Raw genomic sequence first — 18900 nt, forward strand, 5'->3', positions numbered from 1 at the left:
TCTAAAAGCTATACCATAAGTGAAACAGCTATACCCCTGCAACTTCGCCAGCAGGGGTTTTTCATGTCCACCGTCATCATTGCCGAGAAGCCCAGCATGGCGCGCGCCATCCGCGAAGGGCTTGGGAGCGCAGCCAGCCGGTACGAAATCACCAATGCCTTTGGGCACATTCTGGAACAGGCGGGGCCAGACGAGTATTTGCCCGGAGACGTGCCAAAAACCGCCAAGGGCAAAAAAATGTGGCGGATGCAGGATCTGCCCATTATCCCTGACCGTTGGGTGAAGTACCCAAAGAAAGACGCCAAAGAACAGCTGGGAAAGATTGGTGCGTTACTCAAAAGTGCAGACACGGTTATCAACGCCGGCGACCCGGACCGTGAAGGGCAATTGCTCATCGATGAGATCCTGGAGCACTTCCACTATCGCGGCAAGGTCCAGCGCGTGTGGCTGAAAGCCCTGGATGCCGAGAACGTGCGCAAGGCCTTTGCCGGTCTGGAGTCCAACGAGAAGTATCGGCCACTGAAAAACGCTGCCGAGGCCCGCAGCCAGTCGGACTGGGTGGTGGGCATGAACCTGACGCGGGCGGTTACCGTGAAGTCCGGTTCCCTGTTCACCATTGGCCGTGTGCAGACCCCTACCCTGGCGCTGGTCGTGCGCCGCGACCTCGTGATCGAGAACTTCGTGCCCCGGGACTACTTCGAGGTCTTTGCCCAATGCCAGCATCCCAAGGGCGCGTTTTTGGCGAAGTGGGAGCCCAAGAGCACCGACGGTCAGGGCTTTGATGAGGAAGGTCGCCTCATCGACAAAACCCTCGCGGAGCAGATGGCGGCCAAGGCCAAGGGTGCTGGGTCCGTCAAGAAATTCGAGGCCAAGGAACAAAAGCAGTCGGCTCCCCTCCCCTTCAGCCTTTCTGCACTGCAGAAGGTGGCTTCCAGTCGGTTTGGCATGAGCGCCCAACAAGTGCTGGATACCTGCCAGTCTTTGTATGAGAAGAAAATCACGACCTATCCGCGTACCGACTGCCGCTATCTGCCCGAAGAGCAACTGGCGGATGCGCCAAAAATCCTGCGCTCCCTGCCGATCCCGGAGGGCGTTGCATCCCTGGTCAACCCCCGGCAAAAGCACGTGGCCTGGAACAACAGCAAGATCACTGCGCACAACGCCATCATCCCGACGGGCCAGGCAGCCTCCGGGCTGAGTGCTGCGGAAGAAAAGCTCTTCGAACTCATCTGGAAGTCCTATGTTGCATTGTTTCTGCCGGAATACCGATACCGTTCTCTGTCGGCCACGGTCGATCTGGGAGGCGAATCCTGGAAAGCGACGGGACGGCAGGATATGGATCTTGGCTGGAAGAAACTCTATGCCGGGGCTTCTCTGGAAGACGAGGACGATGGCGAGGATGGCAAGGCGCCACTGCCTGCGATGCAGACGGGCGATGCCATCCAGGGCAAGGGCGGCCAGGTGCAGGCCAAGCAGACCAAGCCACCGGCACGGTTCACGGACGGCAGCCTCATTGAGGCCATGTCCAACATTCACAAATTCGTCGAGGATCCACAAGCCAAGGCAAAACTCAAAGAGACCTCCGGCCTGGGGACGGAAGCGACCAGAGCGGCCACCATCGAGAAATTGCTGGACACGGACTATCTCAAGAAACAGGGCAAACAACTGATCTCCACGCACAAGGCGCGGACGTTGATTGCCTATCTGGAAAAGCACGGTCTCGCGTCATTCGCTGATCCGGTGACCACGGCCCGATGGGAAGATGCACTGACCAATGTGGCCGAGGGGAAAACCGCGGCGGACCGCTTCACGAACGCGGTCGCCGACAACGTCAAAAAGGCCATAGATATCCTGAAGAACACCACGGCGGTATTGGAAGGTGGCAAGTCGGTCCCTACCCTGCCCTGCCCCATTTGCGGTAGTGACGCGACGATCCGGCGGTTCCAGTCGAAGAAAAACAAGTCGGTGTTCTTTTGGGCCTGTTCCAACAAGGAGGCACATCCTCTCCTGAAAGACGATAACGGCAAGCCTGGGGAACCCTTTGCGCCTCGCGGTTCGGAGCCTGCGGCAGATTCCGGTCCGGAAGGACCAGAGTGCCCACACTGCAAGGGAACCCCTACCCGCGGGCGGCAAACCAGCAGTGGCAAGGACTATTTCCGTTGTCCCTCCTGCGGTGCCGCATTCTGGCCGGACCGTGAGGATCCCCAGAAGCTGGGGGGTGAATGGCCGAAGCAGGAGAAGTCTTCTGGCCCCAGATCCTGGGGAGGATCATCCAGAAAGGGAGCGGCCAAGCCGGGTGGCAAGCCCAAGGCTTCGGCGGGGGGTAAAAAGCCGGCTTCCAGCGGGACCCGCGGGAGGAAATCCTGATGCGCCGCGTATCCAACCTCGCCTTTAACCGCAAATTCACGGAAAGAACGGGAGTCGTAGGCTTTGGTGCGGGATCCGGTGTGCAGATCCGCCGTGATCGGGATAACCCCTACGATGCCGATGCCGTTGGTATTTTCCTGGCGGATTGCCCCGCGGTGCCTTTGGGCTGGCTGTATCGAAAGGATAGCAACCGCGATGCGGTGCTACGCCGGCTCGACGCCGACGGCACGCTCGATGGTCGCCTGGAAGTCCAGAGAAGGGGTGGCAAGGAACAGAAGGTGGTGGTTTTCTGGTTGTGATCGTGGTGCCATGGCCTCTGGCTATACCCCTGTTGAATAGGTCCAAAAACAGGAGTCCAGCATGTCTCAATCGATTGTGCCGTTTGATTTTCAGGGGAACCGGGTTCGTGTCATCGTTGATGAACAGGGTGAGCCGTGGTTTGTAGCAGTGGATGTATGTCGGTGTCTGGGTCTGGATAACTCAACTAGAGCAATTGAAAGGCTTGATGAAGACGAGAAATCGCAAGTCATTGATCCTTCTGTACTGAATAATAATCAGGGTACTGGAATCAATATTTTACTGAATACCATAAGTGAGTCTGGCCTGTACTCTTTGATCCTCACCAGTCGCAAGCCCGAAGCCAAAGCCTTCAAGCGCTGGGTCACCCACGAAGTCCTGCCCTCGATCCGCAAAACAGGCAGCTACTGCATCCCGCAGTCCCGCCCCTTGCCCGAAGTGCTGCGGCAGGAAGCGGACTGGAACCGTGCCGTGGCGGAACTCGCGAAATCCTATTCGCAGATGTACCTCTCCCTTGGGGTGCGTGGGCCTCGCCGCGTGCTGGCCATCGAGAACGCCATGCGGGAACGCCATGGCATCGAGATGGGCAAGGTGGCTCCCCTGCCCGGCCCGCAGACGGCGGACAATCGTTACGCGGTGATCGTCGAGGACCGCATCATCACGCCGACCCAGATTGGCGCCGCCCTGGGGCTCTCGGCCATTGCTGCCAACCTGCTGCTGGAAAAGCACGGATTCCAGGTGCGCCAAGGCAAGGATTGGGTACCGACGGCAAAAGGCAAGCCGCTCTCGGAATGGGTAGATACCGGCAAGCGCTATCATAACGGCGCCCCGGTGACGCAGCTACGCTGGAAAGAGTCGGCCATCCTTGATGCGCTGCAGGCAGAGCAACAGCAGGAAAGCCTTTTCTGATTCTCTCCCGGAGGGTGCATAGGTGAGCATGCACACTCTTCCGCAGGAAACCATGCCCTGCCATGTGCCCGAGTCTTTTTATCGCCGAACCGCACAGGCGCATCGCCATCCCCCGCTGCTATACCAGAAAGAACCCCTTTTGAGGAGCAAGCGCGTGGAAGCAAAGGAATTGGTTAATGTGCGGTTTATGAATGACCATGCCGCCGAGATTGCTCGCCTGGCCAAAGAGTACGGTTTCCCCAAGGCCATGGTTGCCCGTTTGGCAGTGGAGCATGGGATGAATCCTGGACTCGGGTCGCTCGAAGAGCATCTGGCGGCTTTGCGGATCGAGCAGTACCAGGCAAAGGCTGAAGAAAAGTCTGCAGGACAGAATGCCGAAGTGCCGCCCGCTTCTGGTGGTGTGGATAGCCTGTTGTCTACCGTTCTTTCTGATTTGCAGAACCGCATGACGGAACTGTCCATGCAGTGGGCGGCATTTCTGGAGAAGCAGGCGGAAGCTACCAACATGACCATTGGCGGGCATGCCAATGGCGGGCCTGCCGCTGGCAGTCCTGCCGATGGCAGTGCTGAAAACCTGGAAGAAAAGGCGACGGATTCCTTGCCTTTGCCACTCGAAAGCATCCCCTCTGTTGAGGTTCCGGTGCTGAGTGACGAGGATTTCATGGATGAGGATGCTCCGGCAACGAAGGAAGACATCGATGCTCTCCGGGAGATGATTTCCGGTCTGCGGGAGTACCTGAATGATCTGGATTCGCTGGTCCCACACGCGGAGCCGGCCATCGATCCGGTGATGATGGCAGACATGCGTGACCGGCTCTTGCAGATCTGGGAGCGGGTCAACAATCCTGGTTCAGCCTCTGTCGATGCCCCGGACAGCGAGAACGTTGTGACACTCGTGTCTGCGTCCATGGAAGACCTTCGTAACGCTTTGAACAGCCTCGTGGACGCCATGGCGACACAGTTGCCGGAAATGATCTCGGAAGCGGTGGCGCAAAAGATGTCGTCGACTGCCGCCACTGGTGGCGACCTCCCCTCTTCTCTGGAAGGCCGGCTGGAACGGATCGAATCGCTTTTGGGTGATTTGGCAGATAGCCACTTGGCCGGTGGCCATTCGCCCGCACCGGCATCCGTGGTCGACCTGCAACCGCTGGAATCCCGTCTGGACCGCCTGCGTGACAACATGCAAACCCTGTTTGCCGAAGTGCAGCGCATGGCGCCACACGCCAACGACGATTCTGCTGAGCGGATCGCCGCTGTGGAGGAAAAGGTGGATCGGGCCATGGAGTTGCTGCATACCTTGATCGAAGAGTCCGGAAAGCCTTTTTCTCTGGAGCCCAGCAAGGGATTTGGCAAGAAATTCGTCGGCAGCCTGCGGGTCGTCAAGGAAGATTGATGCCTGCGGAGCGATTTCCGATGCGAGAGACAGGGCGCGGATTGTTGATTCTCGCCCGTCCCCATGTATCGCTCTGGGATGGGCCCCGCGTTGCCTGGTGGTTGTCCAAAGCATACGGGGTCCGCAACGCCGTGTTCCCGGTTGACCCTGATTATGCCCGGCATCCCCTATGGGCACGGCTGCTGCGCCGGTACGGGGATTGGGTTGGCGGGCATCGGATGGTGCCCATGGATACCCATAGCCCCTTTGGCTTGCGCCATCTGGCGAAAGCCCTGCATTGCGGGCAGACGGTGGTACTGTTCCCGCAAGGGACCGGGATCAAGAACCCTGGCCGACCAGATTTACCCGGGCATTCCTGGCTCATAGAGCGGGAGCGCCCGCGGGTGGTTCCGATAACCATTTCCCGATTCATTGCTGTTGACCGGCATGCGGAGGATTTCTTTCATGCCAGATAAGGAATTATCTCCAGAGGAAGCAAAAAGGGCATTGCGGTTACTGGAAAATCCACAGTCCTTCTTCCCGTTGTACTATGCTGCCTTGTCGATCCAGTCTGCCGAACAGGCAGCGGACTGGCTGGGCACCAGTGCCGGCAACGAGCCGGAATTGTTTGTGAAGTCGCAATTGCTTGCGGGAATCCGGGATACGTCCTGTACGGACCTGCGGGGATTTGTGCTGTTCCAGCTTCGCCGGCTTCTTCCCCATGCAGAAACCGTCCACTAATCCCTCCGGCTCACGGGGGAGTACGAATGAGCGCCTGCTCCCGATGCCCTTGCGCCAGTTGCGTGGGGAAGATGCGGCTGGCGTATCGGTATCAACCAGGGTGCAGTCGAACAGCCGGCGGGGGCGGATCATTGGTCCCGATGGCGAACCCATCCCGCTCAAAATTTCCCCGGAAGAAACGGTTTGGCAACCGCGCTGGAAATGGGTGGGCAAGCTTCTGGGCCGTTCCGTGCCGGCGGGCCAGGACCCTTCTGTGCAAGCCCTCTTGCGAAGGGTCTACTGGACCGTGGAAGTCCAGGAGACCACAGAAGCATTGCAAGGCAATGCGGCTGCGCCAACCACGACTGCAGAGTCCCCCCAGACGAAATCCACGAGGGCCGCGCCTGCTTCAGGCGGGCCTGCTCAGGCCGCGCCTGTTCCGGCAGAACCCGCCAAGGCAGAACCCGCCAAGGCAGATTCTGCCAAGGATGCCGAGGCTTCGGAAGAAAAATCTGTCTCCAAGGGGTCCATCAAGGAATGGGCGATGCCGTTGCTGGTGGTGTTTCTTGGAGCGATCCTCATCTTCGCCATGGGCACCCTGCTGGGGTATGCCCTGGCGACGGGGCATGCTGCCCCGAATTTCCTGGCGGCGATCGTCTATGCGCCGACAGGATCGTTGTTGCTCCTCCTGGGCGGTCTGGCCTGTCTGGTGCAGGGGCACGAAGAATCCAAAGTCCGGTATTTGTGGCTGGGTAGCGGCTGGATCCTGTTGCTGGTCTTTGCCTGGAGTCTTCTGGGGGGGTACTTTTGAGCGAAAAACGCTCTGAGACTTCGGTTTCCGGGAAGTCTTTCGTCCGCGGCAAGACCATCGACGACGATGAACACCGTGGCCGACCCCAGGCCGCGCGTGTCATTCGCCGGATTACCGCCGAAAGGCGCGCCATGTCGGCGAAAGTCTCCGGGCGCGTGTCCAAGGGTGGTGGCGGACGCCTGTTGCGCAGGCTACCAAAAGGCCCTGCCGACCAGCAGGCCGCCCGGCGGGTCATGATCAAGCTCAGTTATGCGCCGAATCGGAAGGCTGGCCAGTGGGCGGCGCATGGCAGTTACCTGGAACGCGAAAATGCGCAGGTCGAGGGAGAAAAGGGCAAGGGATTCGACGCTTCCGAAGATGAGGTGTCCATCCGTTCGCGCCTGCATGCCTGGCAGATGGCTGGGGACCCCAGACTGTTCAAGGTGGTCCTTTCGCCAGAAGACGGTCAGCGCCTGAATCTTCCGGAATTCACCCGCGAGACCATGACGAGGCTCGCGCCACACCTTTCCGAAAACCCCGAATCCATCGAATGGGTAGCCATAGACCACCACAATACCGGCCATCCGCACGTGCATTTGTTGATCCGCGGCAAGGATGGACTACGGATCCAGAGAGACCTGATCAAGACCGGGATGCGCAATCTGGCCTCGGAAGTAGCGACGGAGCGCCTGGGCTACAAGTCGCCTGCTGAGCAACTGCAGTCCCGGGAAAGACAGGTCGAAGCCAGAAGCCTGACCAGCATGGATCGGGATATCGAGCGTCTTTCCAAGCCCTTGCCGGACGGCAGGGCGGTGTGGATGGAGCAAGTCAAGAAACCCAATGATCGCGGGTATGCCGAACAGAAGCAGCTTCTACGCAGGCTGGAAGCGCTCGAAAAACTTGGGCTTGCGGAAAAGGTCGGTTCTTCTACCTGGACGCTGGATGCCGGATGGACGAAAGCCTTGCGCGATCTGGAAGTGGTGCGCACGCGCACCAAGATGATCGCTGAGTCCCGTGCCCTCATGACTGAGCCACGCTGCCCGCCGCAGGTGACCAAGCTCAAGCCTGGTGAGCGGCTGGTAGGACGGGTGTTGGGAACGGGGCTCGATGAACAGTTTGACCGGTCCTACGTCATTATCGAGGGTACGGACTATCGTGCGCACATTGTCTATCAGAATGCGGCCATCGAGCAGGCCCGTGCCGCGCAGGATCTGCAGTTGCGGCATTTGGTGGCGATCGAGGGGAAATCCTTTGTAAACCGTGAGGGCAAGCCCATCCAGACCCTTTCGGTAGAGGATTATGGCCTGGTGATACCGGACAAGGCAGAGCCTTTTCGTGCCCCCGCAGAAGCCCTGGATGCAGCGCTCGACGCGGGCCAGCAGCCGGCGGGTGCGGAACAGGCAGCAACGGGATTCCAGCGGTATTGGCACGAACAGCTACTGGAACGTTCCAGGGAGCGACAGAGGCAAGCGGAAAAGGCCCGTCTGGAGCAAGTGCGGCTGGAGCAGGCACGCCTGGAGCAGGATCGCCTGGAACAAGAGCGCATCGAACGGGATCGACAGGAAAAGGAGGCGCAGGCTCGCCTGGAGCAGGCTCGCATGAATCAGGTTCCCGCATCGCCAAAGCCTTCTGCGCCAGAGACCCAAAAACCTGGTGTGGGCAGAAACGGTGGCCGTGGCAGCGGTGGCCGCGGGGACGATGAACTCGAATGATGTTTCTTGAGGATCCTTCCCCTACCCGCCAATCGCTATACCCAGACAAGGTTTTGCTTCCGGGTATTTTGGGATATGGCTTTTTTCCGCAAGTTGCCGACGGTTTTCATCTTCGTCCTGTTACTGGTCATTGGATCCCTGGCGGGGCTTTTGGCCTACGCCAGAGTGGAGCACTGGTCGTTGAACAGCACGACCTGCATGCCTCTGGGGTTCTACCAGCGAGGTCCGATCCCCAGGGAACTGAAAGATGGTGACCGGGTGTATTTTTGCCCGGAGATCGGGAATCCCCTGCATTTGTCCTTTGTGGGGTTCCCTGCCTTCCAGAAGTCGGTCAAGGCTGGCGAGAATCCGGCCATGGCGCAGGCCATCGATGGCATGTGGCTGGAGCGCACACCCCAAGGGCACTGGCATTGCCCTCGGGATCTCGTACCCTTTGCCAAGGAGGTCGTTGCAACTGCCGGGCAGACCGTACAGATCACCAAGTCCGGGGTGGTGGCCAATGGGCATTTGTTGCCCAACAGCCAGATCGTTACCAAGGTCGACGGGATGCCCGTGGTGCATCTTCCCATCGGCTTCCGGATGGTGATCCCCAAAGGGTACTTTTGGGACTATGCCCCCGGGACGTTCGCCTACACCAGTGCCTATTACGGGCCAGAGCCGGTCAAAAACATCCTGGGGGGCTTGCGCCCTGCCCTCGTCATTCCGGGGAGCCAATACTGGTACCCAGACCATATCCAGAATTCCGGCGAGCACTAAAGCATGGGAATGCCATGGTCGCCATGCACCACTGGCGCCATGCGTCCCTGCTATACCACTACAGGAACGATGTAGAACGGAGGACGTTATTTTGCACACGCCAAAATCCATCCGGGGGATCCCGGCAATATTGCTTTTGTCCATGCTGGCCGGCTGTGCGGTGAACCCGCCAGCCCAGAACCCAGTAGAAACCCATCCAGCCGCATCGGTGCTGCCTGCCGGGCAGTCGCCTGCCGGGCAGGCCTCGCCCGCCATCCCTGCCGTTCATCCGGCGCAGAAGTCTGCCGCGGATTTCTGCACGGCTTTGCAGGGCCAGACGCAATCCTGGTTGCGAAACCTGGTCGATACGGACAAGAAGCTTGCGGCAGATTGCCTGCAGGGAAAGGGTCTCTGTTGGCGGTTTCTCGCCCATACGATCGGGCGGCAGATCATGGGGATGCAGGCGGCGCCCGCAAGCTGTCCGGAAACCGTGCATCTGCAACAACTGGGCACGGCGTATCTGAACAGCGTCCAGGCGGTGGCGGTGAACTGCGGGGCCCGTGGTGGGGACCTAGCCTGCCTGCAGGGTAGGCAAGTGGAAAAGGCCATGGCTGCCAGGAAAAGGCTGGAAGCGGCCATTGGGGGACAGCCATGAGGGGTACCGTGGTTGCCCTGGATCTCGACGGGGTCCTGCTCAATTTTGAAAAGTCCTGGCGGCAATGCGCCGAGTGGGTATTGCGCCGTACTTTGCCGGATCCCTACGAAGACTACGATCTTGCTGACCGGTACGGACTTTCCCGGCGGGAAGTGGAGAAAGTCTGGGGCGCATTCCACCGGGATAACTGGTGGGAGCGCATCCCGATGTACGAGGAATCGTGGGATGTCATCGAAGAGCTGGAGGCCATGGGCTGCAGCCTGTGGGCGGTAACCAATGTCGATGCGCGGCATCTCGATGCCCGATCGGTCTCATTACAGGGTGCGATCCCCTACGGCAGGATCATCACCCTGGGTGCCGAGGCCACACCGGAGGACCGTGTAGGGGTGTTGCGGGATCTGCGGGCAGTCGCCTTTGTCGACGATCAGAGCAAAAACGTCAATGCGGCACAGCCGCATGTGGCCTGCACGGTGCTTCTGGACCGCGGTTACCGGTGCATGCCGGAACCAGCGCTTGGGATTACGGTCATCGACGATCTGCGGGATTTCCCGGAGACGATTTTTGGGATCGTTTCCTGATTATATAGAGGTGGTAAAATGGGGAAATACACCAGGCAAGACTATATTCGAGCAGTAATTTGTTCCCTGGAGATGCCGGCAATCGTTCTCGCGGTTGCCGTTCTGGCCGAGTTCATCGGATGGCTTTTGGTAACGACATTCCCAAGATTTTTCTTGGGCACAACGTCATTGCCGGAAAGTTCCCTGGGAATGTTCCTTTTGGTCGTGACGTGCGGCATTGTTGGATTTCTGGTTTTGGTTCTGTTGGTAAAGGCTTATGATTTTCTGTCTGGTTACTGGCAAGACTGCCTGCAGGAAGCCAATGAAGCCAATGAAGCCAAAAAATGAAAAGCCTCACTCCGTGAGCGATCTGACCAGATGGCTGTTTATTGTACGAACAATCCTCATTCCCGCTTTGTTCTTCAAGGCCTGGATATATGGATTTGGCTACAGCTTTGTTTATAGCTACAGCATCGTTCTGTCAAGGCTGTCTCCATGCCTGTCCGATTTTTCAGAATGGGGATACACGCACCATCCCCTGGCACTAACTGCCATGGCTGGGGTGCTGGCTGCTTTGGCAAGGCTGCTTTTGCTTGTGCTCCCATGGGTTTTGGCCACGTTGTTTGCTTACGTGGTAGTCCTCGGGCTGTACTGGATCAGCGTGTGGACAGGAATCGTGCCGCCATGGTCTGCACGCTTCACACTTTTCCGCGAAGAAGGCGAACTCTGATGCAGAAAAAGGCACTGCTTTTGGCCACTGCCCTTCTGACCATTGCCACACAAGCCTTTGGCGCAGACATCACTGGCGCCACGAGCAACCGGGTGGCGATGCATCGCATCGTGCAGGATCGGGCAGTGGCGCCCCAGGCGGACTATGCCTGGGACCGGCCCTATTGCCTGCGCTATCGCAGCCAGCATCCGGATCTGTTGATCCTGGGAGACTCCATTTTAGATGGCTGGTCCGGGTATCTGTTGCACGTGTTCCCGCGTGCGTTGATCGATGCACGGGTTGGCCGGCAGTTTTCGTCTGCCATCCCGATTTATCGGGCGTTGTTGGGCTATCCGGGAGTGCGGGCCATCCGCACGGTGGTGGTGGAGTTGGGCACCAATGGTCCCGTAACACCGCAACAGGTAGCCGGATTCCTGCAGCTTGCAGGCCCCGGGAGAACGGTGGTGTTCATCGTGCCGCAAGTGCCGCGTCCGTGGGCGCGTGAAGTGCAGAGCCTGTATGCCTCACTGCCGCAACAGTATCCCAACGTGCGCCTGGAATACTGGAACCGGCTGAGTTCCCTGCCGGACGGTCAGGAGAACATGGCGTATTTCTGGGGGGATGGCGTACACCCCAACTGGGCAGGGATACAGGTGCTGGTGAATGGTTTGCAGGGGGTGCTGGGTGGATGAGTATCTGAACTGTCAAGGATTCCTTGACGGTTGCCATCTGCCATATATAGGCAAGGAATGTAGCGATCAACAGTGGTTTTGGAGAACCTGACAATCGGTTTGCAAAACATGGTGTTGCTCGAAGAGTCTGCCTTGCGCGTGCAGGGATGGAAGGAAGGAGACACGCAGATTCATGACGTACGTGACCGTCGGCCCTGTGCGTGCAGGGATGAAAGGGATGAAGAAGTAGCGACAATTTTTGGCGTTGCCGTTTGCCCTGCGCATGCAGGGATGAAAGAGGCGGGGATTGGCCCAAAGGCGGGGTGACACCTTACGCCCTGTGTATGCAGGGATGGAAGGATCTCTCGCGTTTTCCCGACGCCCGTGGTCGGGTCTGCCCTGTGTGTGCAGGGATGGAAGGTTGCAGTTTGTCAGGGGCGGACTTTTGGAGTTGCCTGCCCTGTGCGTGCAGGGATGGAAGGTCAATCTTGACATGTTCTAAGCTGCCGGATTCCGTCTGCCCTGTGCGTGCAGGGATGAAAGGCAAGGTGAAATGGGCATGAGTGGCGCTCTCATCGTCTGCCCTGTGTACGCAGGGATGAAAGGTTTGTGCGGATAAAAGCCCAGCCAGAAGGGTGGTCTGCCCTACACACGTAGGGATGGAAGATTGGGTGCTAGGCACGCCGGCCGGCTGCTTCTGTCTGCCCTGTATGTGCAGGGATGGAAGGATATGGGGGAATGATTGTGCAATTAATGGTGGCTGCCCTACGCGCGTAGGGATGGAGGTGAGGCTATCGGAGAATCCGTGGCAAAGGGCGTAATGTGCCCTGTGTATGCAGGGATGAAAGTGAGCCGCCATCGCTTCGCCTGCCTCGCCCTTAGTCTGCCCTGTGTACGCAGGGATGGAAGAATCAGGCCGGTTTCACCCTCATCGAGTTGATGAGTGCGCCCTGTGTACGCAGGGATGGAAGGTGCCAGTTTCCGTTGTGCTTCTTGCCCGTTTCGTGCGCCCTGTGTAAGCAGGGATGGGAGAAACAGGCATCGGCTTGACAAAAATGCCGGTTCGTATAAACATACATCCTGAGTTTACTGCCTAACGGCTTTGAATCTATCGAGGTTTTGGCCGCTGGACCAGCGTAGCGAATCAGCGGCCATTGTTTTTTGGGTTGGTCACGTTGGCGGGTCGTCTTGTCCCAGCCTTGCAGCATACGGGCGTCCCAAAAAACGGCAAATGACCCAATTTGCCGTTTGCCGTTTCTCCAGACCAATCCAGGTCCCCGCCCCTCGCCATGCCCTGATGCTATACCCATGCAGTTCCGGTTTGCATGGGAAGGTGTGGCATGGCGTCGGTCAAGATTGCGGAGTTGCTGGAGAAGTACAAGGCGCTGGAAGAGCGCAGCAATGCCTTGCGGGTGCAGGTGGCGCGGGATGAAGCCCGGCGCGAGAGCGACCAGCGACAGTACGACGAGATCCTGCAGCAGTTGCAGGAGCGGTTTCAGACCCGCGATCTGGGCGCCATCCGCGAGAAAATCGAGCAGGAAAAGCAGGCCATCCATGCGGAACTCCTGGCTTTCGAGGAGTCCCTCTCCCGCGCCGAAGTCCAGCGGGAAACCTGCCAGAAGGCACTGGCCGAGATCGACGCGGCGGCATCCTGATGATGCCGGTGTTCCGTCCAGACGAACGTCTGGGGAAATTGCTGGAGGACGTGCATCGCCTGCGTGGCCGGATCGATGCCGCACGGGAAGAAAAGTCGCGCATCCTGCACGCCGTGGGTGTAGCCCGTGCACGGGTCGCCAAAAAAGACGAGGTGGAAGCGGTCCTGGAAGCCCTGGAGCGCCGTTTCCACGAAAAGAGCATGGGGGTTCTGGAATCCCTGCTGACGGCATTTCTGTCCGATGTGCTGCCGCGGGAAGGCGGGAAACAGCGCGTCGAGATGCAGATGAGCACCCAGCGCGGACTTCCAGCCCTGCAGGTGCAGATCAACAATGGCGGCGAGTCCGAAGATGCCTTGCGCGGACGCGGCGGTTCGGTGGCGAACGTCCTGTCCGCGGGGCTGCGGTTCATCGCCGTGGCGCGTTCTTCCGGCATGGCCGGCACCAGGATGGGCATGCGTCCCTTTCTGGTGCTGGATGAAGCCGATTGCTGGCTGTCGCCGGAACGGGTGGCCGACTTTGCCCGGGTGATCGACCAGCTTTCCCGAGACTTGCACTTGCAGGTGCTGGTCATCAGTCACCACGACTCCCGCCTCTTTCACGGATTCCCCGTGCACCTGGAGCGCGTGGAATCCACCGATCCAGAATCTGGGGACCCCTACCCTTCCGTCCGGGTCCGTTATGTGCCGGATCGCATGGAAAGGCATGCTTCCGGATGGGAGCATGATGGAAACGGCAAGGAATACCCGCCACTGAAAAGCATTACCCTGAAAAACTTCCTGTCCCACAAGGACACGGTCATTCCGCTTTCGCCGGGAGTGACGGTACTGACCGGCGACAACGATGTCGGGAAAAGCGCTGTGGCAGAGGCCTTTCGTGCCGTGGCCTACGACGTTTCCTCGGACGCCTTGATCCGCCACGGCGCCGATCGCGCGGAAGTCACCATCGACCTGCTGGACGGCACGGCGGTGCAATGGGTCCGGGTGCGCAAAGGCAACCCCAAAGTATTGTACCGATGGCTGCGCAATGGTGAGGTGGAACAGGAAACCCCAGCCGGACGGGACATGCCGGAATGGGTTTCCCTGCGGCTCGGGATCGGTCTGCGTGACGATCTCGACGTACAGATCGGTGACCAGAAGTCGCCGGTGTTCCTGCTGAACGAAACGCCGGCAAAACGTGCGGCGATCCTCGACATTGGGCAGGAATCCCAATACCTGCGGACCTTGCGGGATCGCTGGAAAAAGCAGCTGGACGAGGACCGCAAAACCATCCGCGATGGCGAGAACCGCCTGCGGATCGTGGAAAGGATCCTGGAGCAGGAGGGAGCCATGAATTCCCTGCTGACCACGACCGAAAGTCTGCAGTCGGCAGCGACACCTCTTGCGCGTCGCCTGGCCGACGTGGAATCGGATGCAGGCCGCCTGGACCGTGCGCAAGCCACATCTCAGCGCATGCAGGTCTGGAGAGCGCATCCGGTCGGGGTTCCGGAATGCCCGGACCGCACGGCAGCACTCGGGCGCATCGCGGATGCCGACCGGTTGTTGCCGAAAATCGCCACACTGCAAGCCCGCCTGCATGCCCAGAGGAGCCTGCCGGACAGTGCGGCGATACCGGATTTGCGGCCCATGCAAGTCCGTATCGAGGCCCTTGCCGAATCCGTACGTATCGGGCGGAATCTGCACGGCTTCCGCTTGCGGGTACAAGCCTGGGCGGCTGGCGTGCCGGTCGACACCCTCCAGGAAATCGAAGAGCGCCAGCGGCGGATCGTGGCCAGCTTCGAGGGGGTCAACGCCGCCATCGACCGATGGGGGGAGATGGCCAAGGCGGCACAACGGTTGAAAGCCGACAGGGAGGCCATAGAGGCCACCAGCAAGGAACTGTCTCTGGCTGTTCAGGAGCAGGAAGCGCTCTTGTCCGGCATGGAGATCTGCCCATTATGTGGGTCCCCCATGGATGCCACTGCTGCGCATGGCATGCACCAAAACGGGCACCACCAGGATTCCGGAGCGCAGCATGTCGAATAAGGGATTGTTGTTCATTGGGGACCCGCACTTGTCTTCCCGCAGGCCTGGGCGGCGAACCGATGCGGATTTTGCCGGCACGGTGCTGGGCAAACTGGACCAAGCATTGATCCTCGCGCGGGAACAGGAATGGGTGCCCGTGGTCCTGGGCGACCTGTTCGACCGCGGGGACGATAACAGCCTGTCCATGCTCACCCGTCTCTTGCGCCTGTTGCGCACGCACAGGGAACAGGGGGGAGAGATTCCTTTGTGCCTGGTCGGTAACCACGATTTGCGGGATACCGATCTCGCGGACGACACGGCCATGGGCCTGTTGCGGGAAACGTCGTGGATCCGCATCCTGGAGACGAAGCACGATCCAGAGCCCGTCACGATCGAGGGAGTCGTTCACCTGTTGCCGGTTTCGTATGGCAAGAGCCGCGATGCGCTTTCCAGCATCGCAAAATCCCTGAAGGCAAAGGACCGCCTGCCGGTCATTGCCCTGACCCACGAGGACTTCGATTTCCAGGGCGCCTATCCTGGGGCGTCGATCATGGAAGAAATCCCTGGCGTGGACATGGTGGTCAACGGGCACATGCACAAGCCAGCGCCCTGGGTGAAGCGTGGCAAAACGCTCTGGTGCAATCCCGGCAACATCACCCGGATGAGCATCGATTGCGAAGGCTATCCGCCTTCGGTGTGGTCGTGGACCCCGGATATGGGAACCACCAAGGGACTGAACCAGCACGTGCTGGTCCACCAGTCCGTGGTGTTCGATCGCACGGGCTTGCGCGTGGCGGCCAATGAGGGCGCCTTGCGCGAGGCCATTGGTGAAGCTCTCGATGCTGGCGCGGAGCAGGCCTTGCAGCAATCGGAGCGGGAAGCGGGCAGCGATTTTGCGGCACTGCTGAAAAACCAGCAGTTCGGCACGGTGACCGAGGATGCCGGCATCCTGCGCGAGGAACTGGATGCCGTTCTGCGCGAACAGCGAACGGATGACGTCACGGCGGGGATACTGCTTTCCCTGTTACAGGGAATCGCGGGTGGATGAACCGCTAACGCCACGGACCCATGCTATACCCTCCAGAAAACATTTTTCTGGGGGTGTCTTTTGGGTATCCGATTTGTGCCGTCTGGCAAAAAAATCCTCGCTGGTGCGACGATTGCCGCGTCCCTGTCCGCAATCGGAATCGTTGCGTTTGCCGATGGTTCGGCGGGTTCACAGGCACGCCCAACGTCTGTCGATCATGTCGTTTATTCCCGCATGGTCCAGAAGCTTTCCCATGGCTCCCTGCGCCTGGTCGATACCTTCAATGGGCCGGATGGACTGACCGGACTGGTGGCCGAGACTGCTTCGGGCAAGGGGCAAAAGACTCTGGCCTGGGGACTGGATGGGAAACTGCTCATTGCCGGTCCCGTGCTGGACGCCCAAGGGCAGAACCTGAGCCTGCAGGCGGCAAAGACACACGGGCTGTTGCCGAAGCCCATCGCTGGCGGAAAGCTTTCCCGGGCCATGCTGGACGCCCCGGGCTTTACCGTTGGGAGCAAGGGTCCACTCACTGCCGTCTTTCTGGATCCCAACTGCATCTTCTGCCACAAGTTCTGGAATGAGGCCTATCCGCTGGCAAAAGCCGGGAGAATCCGCGTCAAGGTGGTCCCGGTGGGCTTTCTGAAGCCGACCAGTCTGTCCAAGGCGGCAACGATCCTGATGCAAAAGGATCCTGCCACCGCCTGGGCACAAAACGAGGCGAAGTTCGATGTGGCTACCGAAGAAGGTGGCACGGTGCCGGCAAAAACGCTGGACCCGAAGATCGTCAGGGAAATCCAGGCCAATACGCAATTGCTTGCCCAGACCGGTGAGGTGGCGACGCCAACCATCGCGGCCTGTGCCAATCCCGGGGAAAAGACTCCACAAATCTTCCACGGCCTGGCGCCGGACATGCTCGGCAGCCTGGCCAAAGGTGGATCGCTCTTGCCTTCCGGTAACTGTTCCTGATGGGGAGAATCACTCTCCAGCATCTTCCCCCTGCCCTGCGTGCCCAGGTTCGCGCGGAACACGGTTTGGTAAGGGAACGGAAGACGGCAGGAGAAAAAAGTGTTTCCCCTTTTGCGGAACGGTTGGGACGCGCTCTCGAAGACCGCTTCCCTGGACTCGTCCAAAGGGAGTACCGGCCACTGGAAGACCGCAGGTATCGCATCGACTTCGCTTTTCCGCAGTCGATGTTGGCCATCGAGTTTGACGGCTACCGCCACCACGGCTTTTCCCGTGAGGGCTTCAGGCAGGGGCTTGCGCGGCAGAACGCCCTGGTACTGGCTGGCTGGAGGGTGCTGCGGTACACCCTTACCGATGTCCGCGACCGCATGGACGGGATCCTTGCAGATATCGAAAAGGTGCTGCGCACGGCAGGGCTGGTTCCTTGATTCCTTTCGATACGCTCGTTGCACAATGTGCCCCGCAAGTGGCGCCCAGAACCATGGCCGCCATCGTGCGGGTCGAGTCCGGCGGCAATCCGCTGGCGATGTGGAACAACAGCACCGGCCAGCGGATCTTGCCCACCACTCTGCAACAGGCGCAAGCCTGTCTGGCGCAGGCGATGGCGGCAGGGCAAAAGGTGGATGTGGGCATCGCCCAGGTGGATACGGAGAACTTCGCGGCCTATGGTTTGAATCTCGACAATGCCTTTGACGCCTGCACCAATCTGCGTGTGGGCGCGGAAATCCTGGCGTCCAACTACCGTCATGCGGTGGCACGTTTCGGCCCCGGTCAGGTAGCCCTCTACCATGCCTTTGAGGGCTACAACTCGGGGCATCTCTGGGGAGACAGCCACTATGCCAACCTGGTATTGCGATCCGCCGGCATCCCCGTCCATGTGCAGTCCTCTGGACGCATGGTATTCCGCAAACTCGCCTACGTTCTCACTTGGGCGGCCCCCATAAGCTACGCAAAACCTTCCGGATCAGTAGCCAAAACCGTTGCTGCTGCCCCGGACACATCCAGCGCCATGGTGCTCCGCCAGGGCGCGGCGTATGTGATGCGGTGGTAATTTCCCTTTTGGAGAATCCGATTTGGCAAACAAAAACCACGGACTGGAGTCCGCACTTCTGCAATTTCTGAAAAACCCGCGAAAAGACAGCGAAATCCGGGCACAGTTCGGCCTCAAGGGCTTCGATGCCCTCAACAACCTGCTGCGCACAGGGCAGATCCGGTATCTGCAGGAAGGCAAATACCAGGTGTCCGCAGCAAACCTATCCTGAGCCGCTCCGAAGCGGCGCCATGAGTCCCCGCTATACACAACTGGGCAGACAGCACGTCTTGGCAGACAGCATGTCTTGGCAGACGGCACATCGCCCGCGCCGGAGTCGTCCTCGTGCATTGACGAGACAATCCGCGCTTTGGTCAGGATGGTTCATTGTGGGGTTCGATCTATGTCTTTTGCACGCGATTACCGCTATCAGGCTGCGCGGGATACCAGAAGAAGGTTCGGAAAGGCCGGGCTTGCCCTGATGGGAAGTTCACTGCGGGATTTCCGCCGCAAAAAGCTGGAATCTCTCCATCTGCAGGTAAACGACCAGGTCTGCTACGACTTCGGCGGGAAGATTCTGGATCTGCGTGTTACCGCCATCGACGGATTCCGCATTGTCACCCAGGACGCCGAGGGGCGCGTGTTCCGCTTCGGCGGGGTCGATGCCTTCGCACCCGGGGTCTGGGAAGGTAACCACAGCACGGTAAGTGCAGAACTTTTCAAGCGGTAAT

General features: G+C 59.5%; 23 protein-coding genes. All 23 read left to right on the forward strand.

Annotated elements, in window-relative coordinates; genetic code table 11:
- Positions 1-63: 63 nt before the first annotated feature.
- Positions 64-2367 (forward strand): DNA topoisomerase 3, encoded by a 2304-nt coding sequence (locus M5D89_RS10780; RefSeq protein ID WP_248885821.1) that lies wholly within the window; start codon positions 64-66, stop codon positions 2365-2367.
- Entirely contained in the window at positions 2367-2666 is a 300-nt protein-coding gene (locus M5D89_RS10785; RefSeq protein ID WP_248885822.1) for a hypothetical protein, read from the forward strand. The genes M5D89_RS10780 and M5D89_RS10785 overlap by 1 nt, the downstream gene beginning before the upstream one ends.
- A gap of 61 nt (positions 2667-2727) precedes the next feature.
- Positions 2728-3573, forward strand: a complete 846-nt coding sequence (locus tag M5D89_RS10790; RefSeq protein ID WP_248885823.1) for a BRO-N domain-containing protein — start codon at positions 2728-2730, stop codon at positions 3571-3573.
- Positions 3574-3595: 22 nt separating this feature from the next.
- Entirely contained in the window at positions 3596-4966 is a 1371-nt protein-coding gene (locus M5D89_RS10795; RefSeq protein ID WP_248885824.1) for a hypothetical protein, read from the forward strand.
- A complete protein-coding gene (locus M5D89_RS10800) occupies positions 4966-5421 on the forward strand; it encodes a 1-acyl-sn-glycerol-3-phosphate acyltransferase (protein WP_248885825.1) in 456 nt (151 codons plus the stop codon). The genes M5D89_RS10795 and M5D89_RS10800 overlap by 1 nt, the downstream gene beginning before the upstream one ends.
- Positions 5411-5686 carry a hypothetical protein gene (locus M5D89_RS10805; RefSeq protein WP_248885826.1) on the forward strand — a complete coding sequence of 92 codons (276 nt, stop codon included), beginning with the start codon at positions 5411-5413 and terminating at the stop codon, positions 5684-5686. Before M5D89_RS10800 ends, M5D89_RS10805 begins: the two co-directional genes overlap by 11 nt.
- A gap of 43 nt (positions 5687-5729) precedes the next feature.
- Entirely contained in the window at positions 5730-6476 is a 747-nt protein-coding gene (locus M5D89_RS10810; RefSeq protein WP_248885827.1) for a hypothetical protein, read from the forward strand.
- Complete coding sequence (locus tag M5D89_RS14260) at positions 6473-8167, forward strand: DUF3363 domain-containing protein (protein WP_283102987.1); 1695 nt, start codon at positions 6473-6475, stop codon at positions 8165-8167. The genes M5D89_RS10810 and M5D89_RS14260 overlap by 4 nt, the downstream gene beginning before the upstream one ends.
- Positions 8168-8173: 6 nt before the next feature.
- Positions 8174-8923, forward strand: a complete 750-nt coding sequence (locus M5D89_RS10820; RefSeq protein WP_248885828.1) for a S24/S26 family peptidase — start codon at positions 8174-8176, stop codon at positions 8921-8923.
- A 91-nt stretch (positions 8924-9014) separates the two neighbouring features.
- Positions 9015-9557 carry a hypothetical protein gene (locus tag M5D89_RS10825; RefSeq protein ID WP_248885829.1) on the forward strand — a complete coding sequence of 181 codons (543 nt, stop codon included), beginning with the start codon at positions 9015-9017 and terminating at the stop codon, positions 9555-9557.
- Positions 9554-10135, forward strand: a complete 582-nt coding sequence (locus tag M5D89_RS10830) for an HAD family hydrolase (protein WP_248885830.1) — start codon at positions 9554-9556, stop codon at positions 10133-10135. Before M5D89_RS10825 ends, M5D89_RS10830 begins: the two co-directional genes overlap by 4 nt.
- An 18-nt stretch (positions 10136-10153) precedes the next feature.
- Positions 10154-10462: a hypothetical protein gene (locus tag M5D89_RS10835; protein WP_248885831.1), complete on the forward strand. Its 309-nt coding sequence runs from the start codon at positions 10154-10156 to the stop codon at positions 10460-10462.
- Entirely contained in the window at positions 10437-10844 is a 408-nt protein-coding gene (locus tag M5D89_RS10840; protein WP_248885832.1) for a hypothetical protein, read from the forward strand. The genes M5D89_RS10835 and M5D89_RS10840 overlap by 26 nt, the downstream gene beginning before the upstream one ends.
- Entirely contained in the window at positions 10844-11515 is a 672-nt protein-coding gene (locus M5D89_RS10845; protein ID WP_248885833.1) for an SGNH/GDSL hydrolase family protein, read from the forward strand. The genes M5D89_RS10840 and M5D89_RS10845 overlap by 1 nt, the downstream gene beginning before the upstream one ends.
- Before the next feature lie 867 nt (positions 11516-12382).
- A complete protein-coding gene (locus M5D89_RS14485) occupies positions 12383-12544 on the forward strand; it encodes a prepilin-type N-terminal cleavage/methylation domain-containing protein (RefSeq protein WP_431307174.1) in 162 nt (53 codons plus the stop codon).
- Between the two features lie 290 nt (positions 12545-12834).
- Complete coding sequence (locus tag M5D89_RS10850) at positions 12835-13149, forward strand: hypothetical protein (RefSeq protein ID WP_248885834.1); 315 nt, start codon at positions 12835-12837, stop codon at positions 13147-13149.
- Positions 13149-15170, forward strand: a complete 2022-nt coding sequence (locus tag M5D89_RS10855; RefSeq protein ID WP_248885835.1) for an AAA family ATPase — start codon at positions 13149-13151, stop codon at positions 15168-15170. The genes M5D89_RS10850 and M5D89_RS10855 overlap by 1 nt, the downstream gene beginning before the upstream one ends.
- Entirely contained in the window at positions 15160-16197 is a 1038-nt protein-coding gene (locus M5D89_RS10860; RefSeq protein WP_248885836.1) for a metallophosphoesterase family protein, read from the forward strand. Before M5D89_RS10855 ends, M5D89_RS10860 begins: the two co-directional genes overlap by 11 nt.
- Positions 16198-16257: 60 nt before the next feature.
- On the forward strand, positions 16258-17142 hold the full coding sequence (locus M5D89_RS10865) for a thioredoxin fold domain-containing protein (protein ID WP_248885837.1): 885 nt from the start codon (positions 16258-16260) through the stop codon (positions 17140-17142).
- Positions 17142-17567 carry an endonuclease domain-containing protein gene (locus M5D89_RS10870; protein WP_248885838.1) on the forward strand — a complete coding sequence of 142 codons (426 nt, stop codon included), beginning with the start codon at positions 17142-17144 and terminating at the stop codon, positions 17565-17567. The genes M5D89_RS10865 and M5D89_RS10870 overlap by 1 nt, the downstream gene beginning before the upstream one ends.
- Positions 17564-18190: a lytic transglycosylase domain-containing protein gene (locus tag M5D89_RS10875; protein ID WP_283102988.1), complete on the forward strand. Its 627-nt coding sequence runs from the start codon at positions 17564-17566 to the stop codon at positions 18188-18190. Before M5D89_RS10870 ends, M5D89_RS10875 begins: the two co-directional genes overlap by 4 nt.
- A 22-nt stretch (positions 18191-18212) precedes the next feature.
- Positions 18213-18401: a hypothetical protein gene (locus M5D89_RS10880; protein ID WP_248885840.1), complete on the forward strand. Its 189-nt coding sequence runs from the start codon at positions 18213-18215 to the stop codon at positions 18399-18401.
- A gap of 171 nt (positions 18402-18572) precedes the next feature.
- Positions 18573-18899, forward strand: a complete 327-nt coding sequence (locus tag M5D89_RS10885; RefSeq protein WP_248885841.1) for a hypothetical protein — start codon at positions 18573-18575, stop codon at positions 18897-18899.
- Position 18900: the final 1 nt, after the last annotated feature.

It is taken from the genome of Acidithiobacillus acidisediminis (assembly GCF_023277115.1).
Lineage (GTDB): Bacteria > Pseudomonadota > Gammaproteobacteria > Acidithiobacillales > Acidithiobacillaceae > Igneacidithiobacillus > Igneacidithiobacillus acidisediminis.

What these genes read in the sequence shown, in the direction of transcription:
- M5D89_RS10855 (WP_248885835.1), top strand. Translation starts at nt 13,149, where the DNA reads ATGATGCCGGTGTTCCGTCCAGACGAACGTCTGGGGAAATTGCTGGAG.
- M5D89_RS10835 (WP_248885831.1), top strand. Translation starts at nt 10,154, where the DNA reads ATGGGGAAATACACCAGGCAAGACTATATTCGAGCAGTAATTTGTTCC.
- M5D89_RS10870 (WP_248885838.1), top strand. Translation starts at nt 17,142, where the DNA reads ATGGGGAGAATCACTCTCCAGCATCTTCCCCCTGCCCTGCGTGCCCAG.
- M5D89_RS10780 (WP_248885821.1), top strand. Translation starts at nt 64, where the DNA reads ATGTCCACCGTCATCATTGCCGAGAAGCCCAGCATGGCGCGCGCCATC.
- M5D89_RS10810 (WP_248885827.1), top strand. Translation starts at nt 5,730, where the DNA reads ATGCCCTTGCGCCAGTTGCGTGGGGAAGATGCGGCTGGCGTATCGGTA.
- M5D89_RS10785 (WP_248885822.1), top strand. Translation starts at nt 2,367, where the DNA reads ATGCGCCGCGTATCCAACCTCGCCTTTAACCGCAAATTCACGGAAAGA.
- M5D89_RS10800 (WP_248885825.1), top strand. Translation starts at nt 4,966, where the DNA reads ATGCCTGCGGAGCGATTTCCGATGCGAGAGACAGGGCGCGGATTGTTG.
- M5D89_RS10790 (WP_248885823.1), top strand. Translation starts at nt 2,728, where the DNA reads ATGTCTCAATCGATTGTGCCGTTTGATTTTCAGGGGAACCGGGTTCGT.
- M5D89_RS10850 (WP_248885834.1), top strand. Translation starts at nt 12,835, where the DNA reads ATGGCGTCGGTCAAGATTGCGGAGTTGCTGGAGAAGTACAAGGCGCTG.
- M5D89_RS10845 (WP_248885833.1), top strand. Translation starts at nt 10,844, where the DNA reads ATGCAGAAAAAGGCACTGCTTTTGGCCACTGCCCTTCTGACCATTGCC.
- M5D89_RS10840 (WP_248885832.1), top strand. Translation starts at nt 10,437, where the DNA reads ATGAAGCCAATGAAGCCAAAAAATGAAAAGCCTCACTCCGTGAGCGAT.
- M5D89_RS10805 (WP_248885826.1), top strand. Translation starts at nt 5,411, where the DNA reads ATGCCAGATAAGGAATTATCTCCAGAGGAAGCAAAAAGGGCATTGCGG.
- M5D89_RS10830 (WP_248885830.1), top strand. Translation starts at nt 9,554, where the DNA reads ATGAGGGGTACCGTGGTTGCCCTGGATCTCGACGGGGTCCTGCTCAAT.
- M5D89_RS10885 (WP_248885841.1), top strand. Translation starts at nt 18,573, where the DNA reads ATGTCTTTTGCACGCGATTACCGCTATCAGGCTGCGCGGGATACCAGA.
- M5D89_RS10860 (WP_248885836.1), top strand. Translation starts at nt 15,160, where the DNA reads ATGTCGAATAAGGGATTGTTGTTCATTGGGGACCCGCACTTGTCTTCC.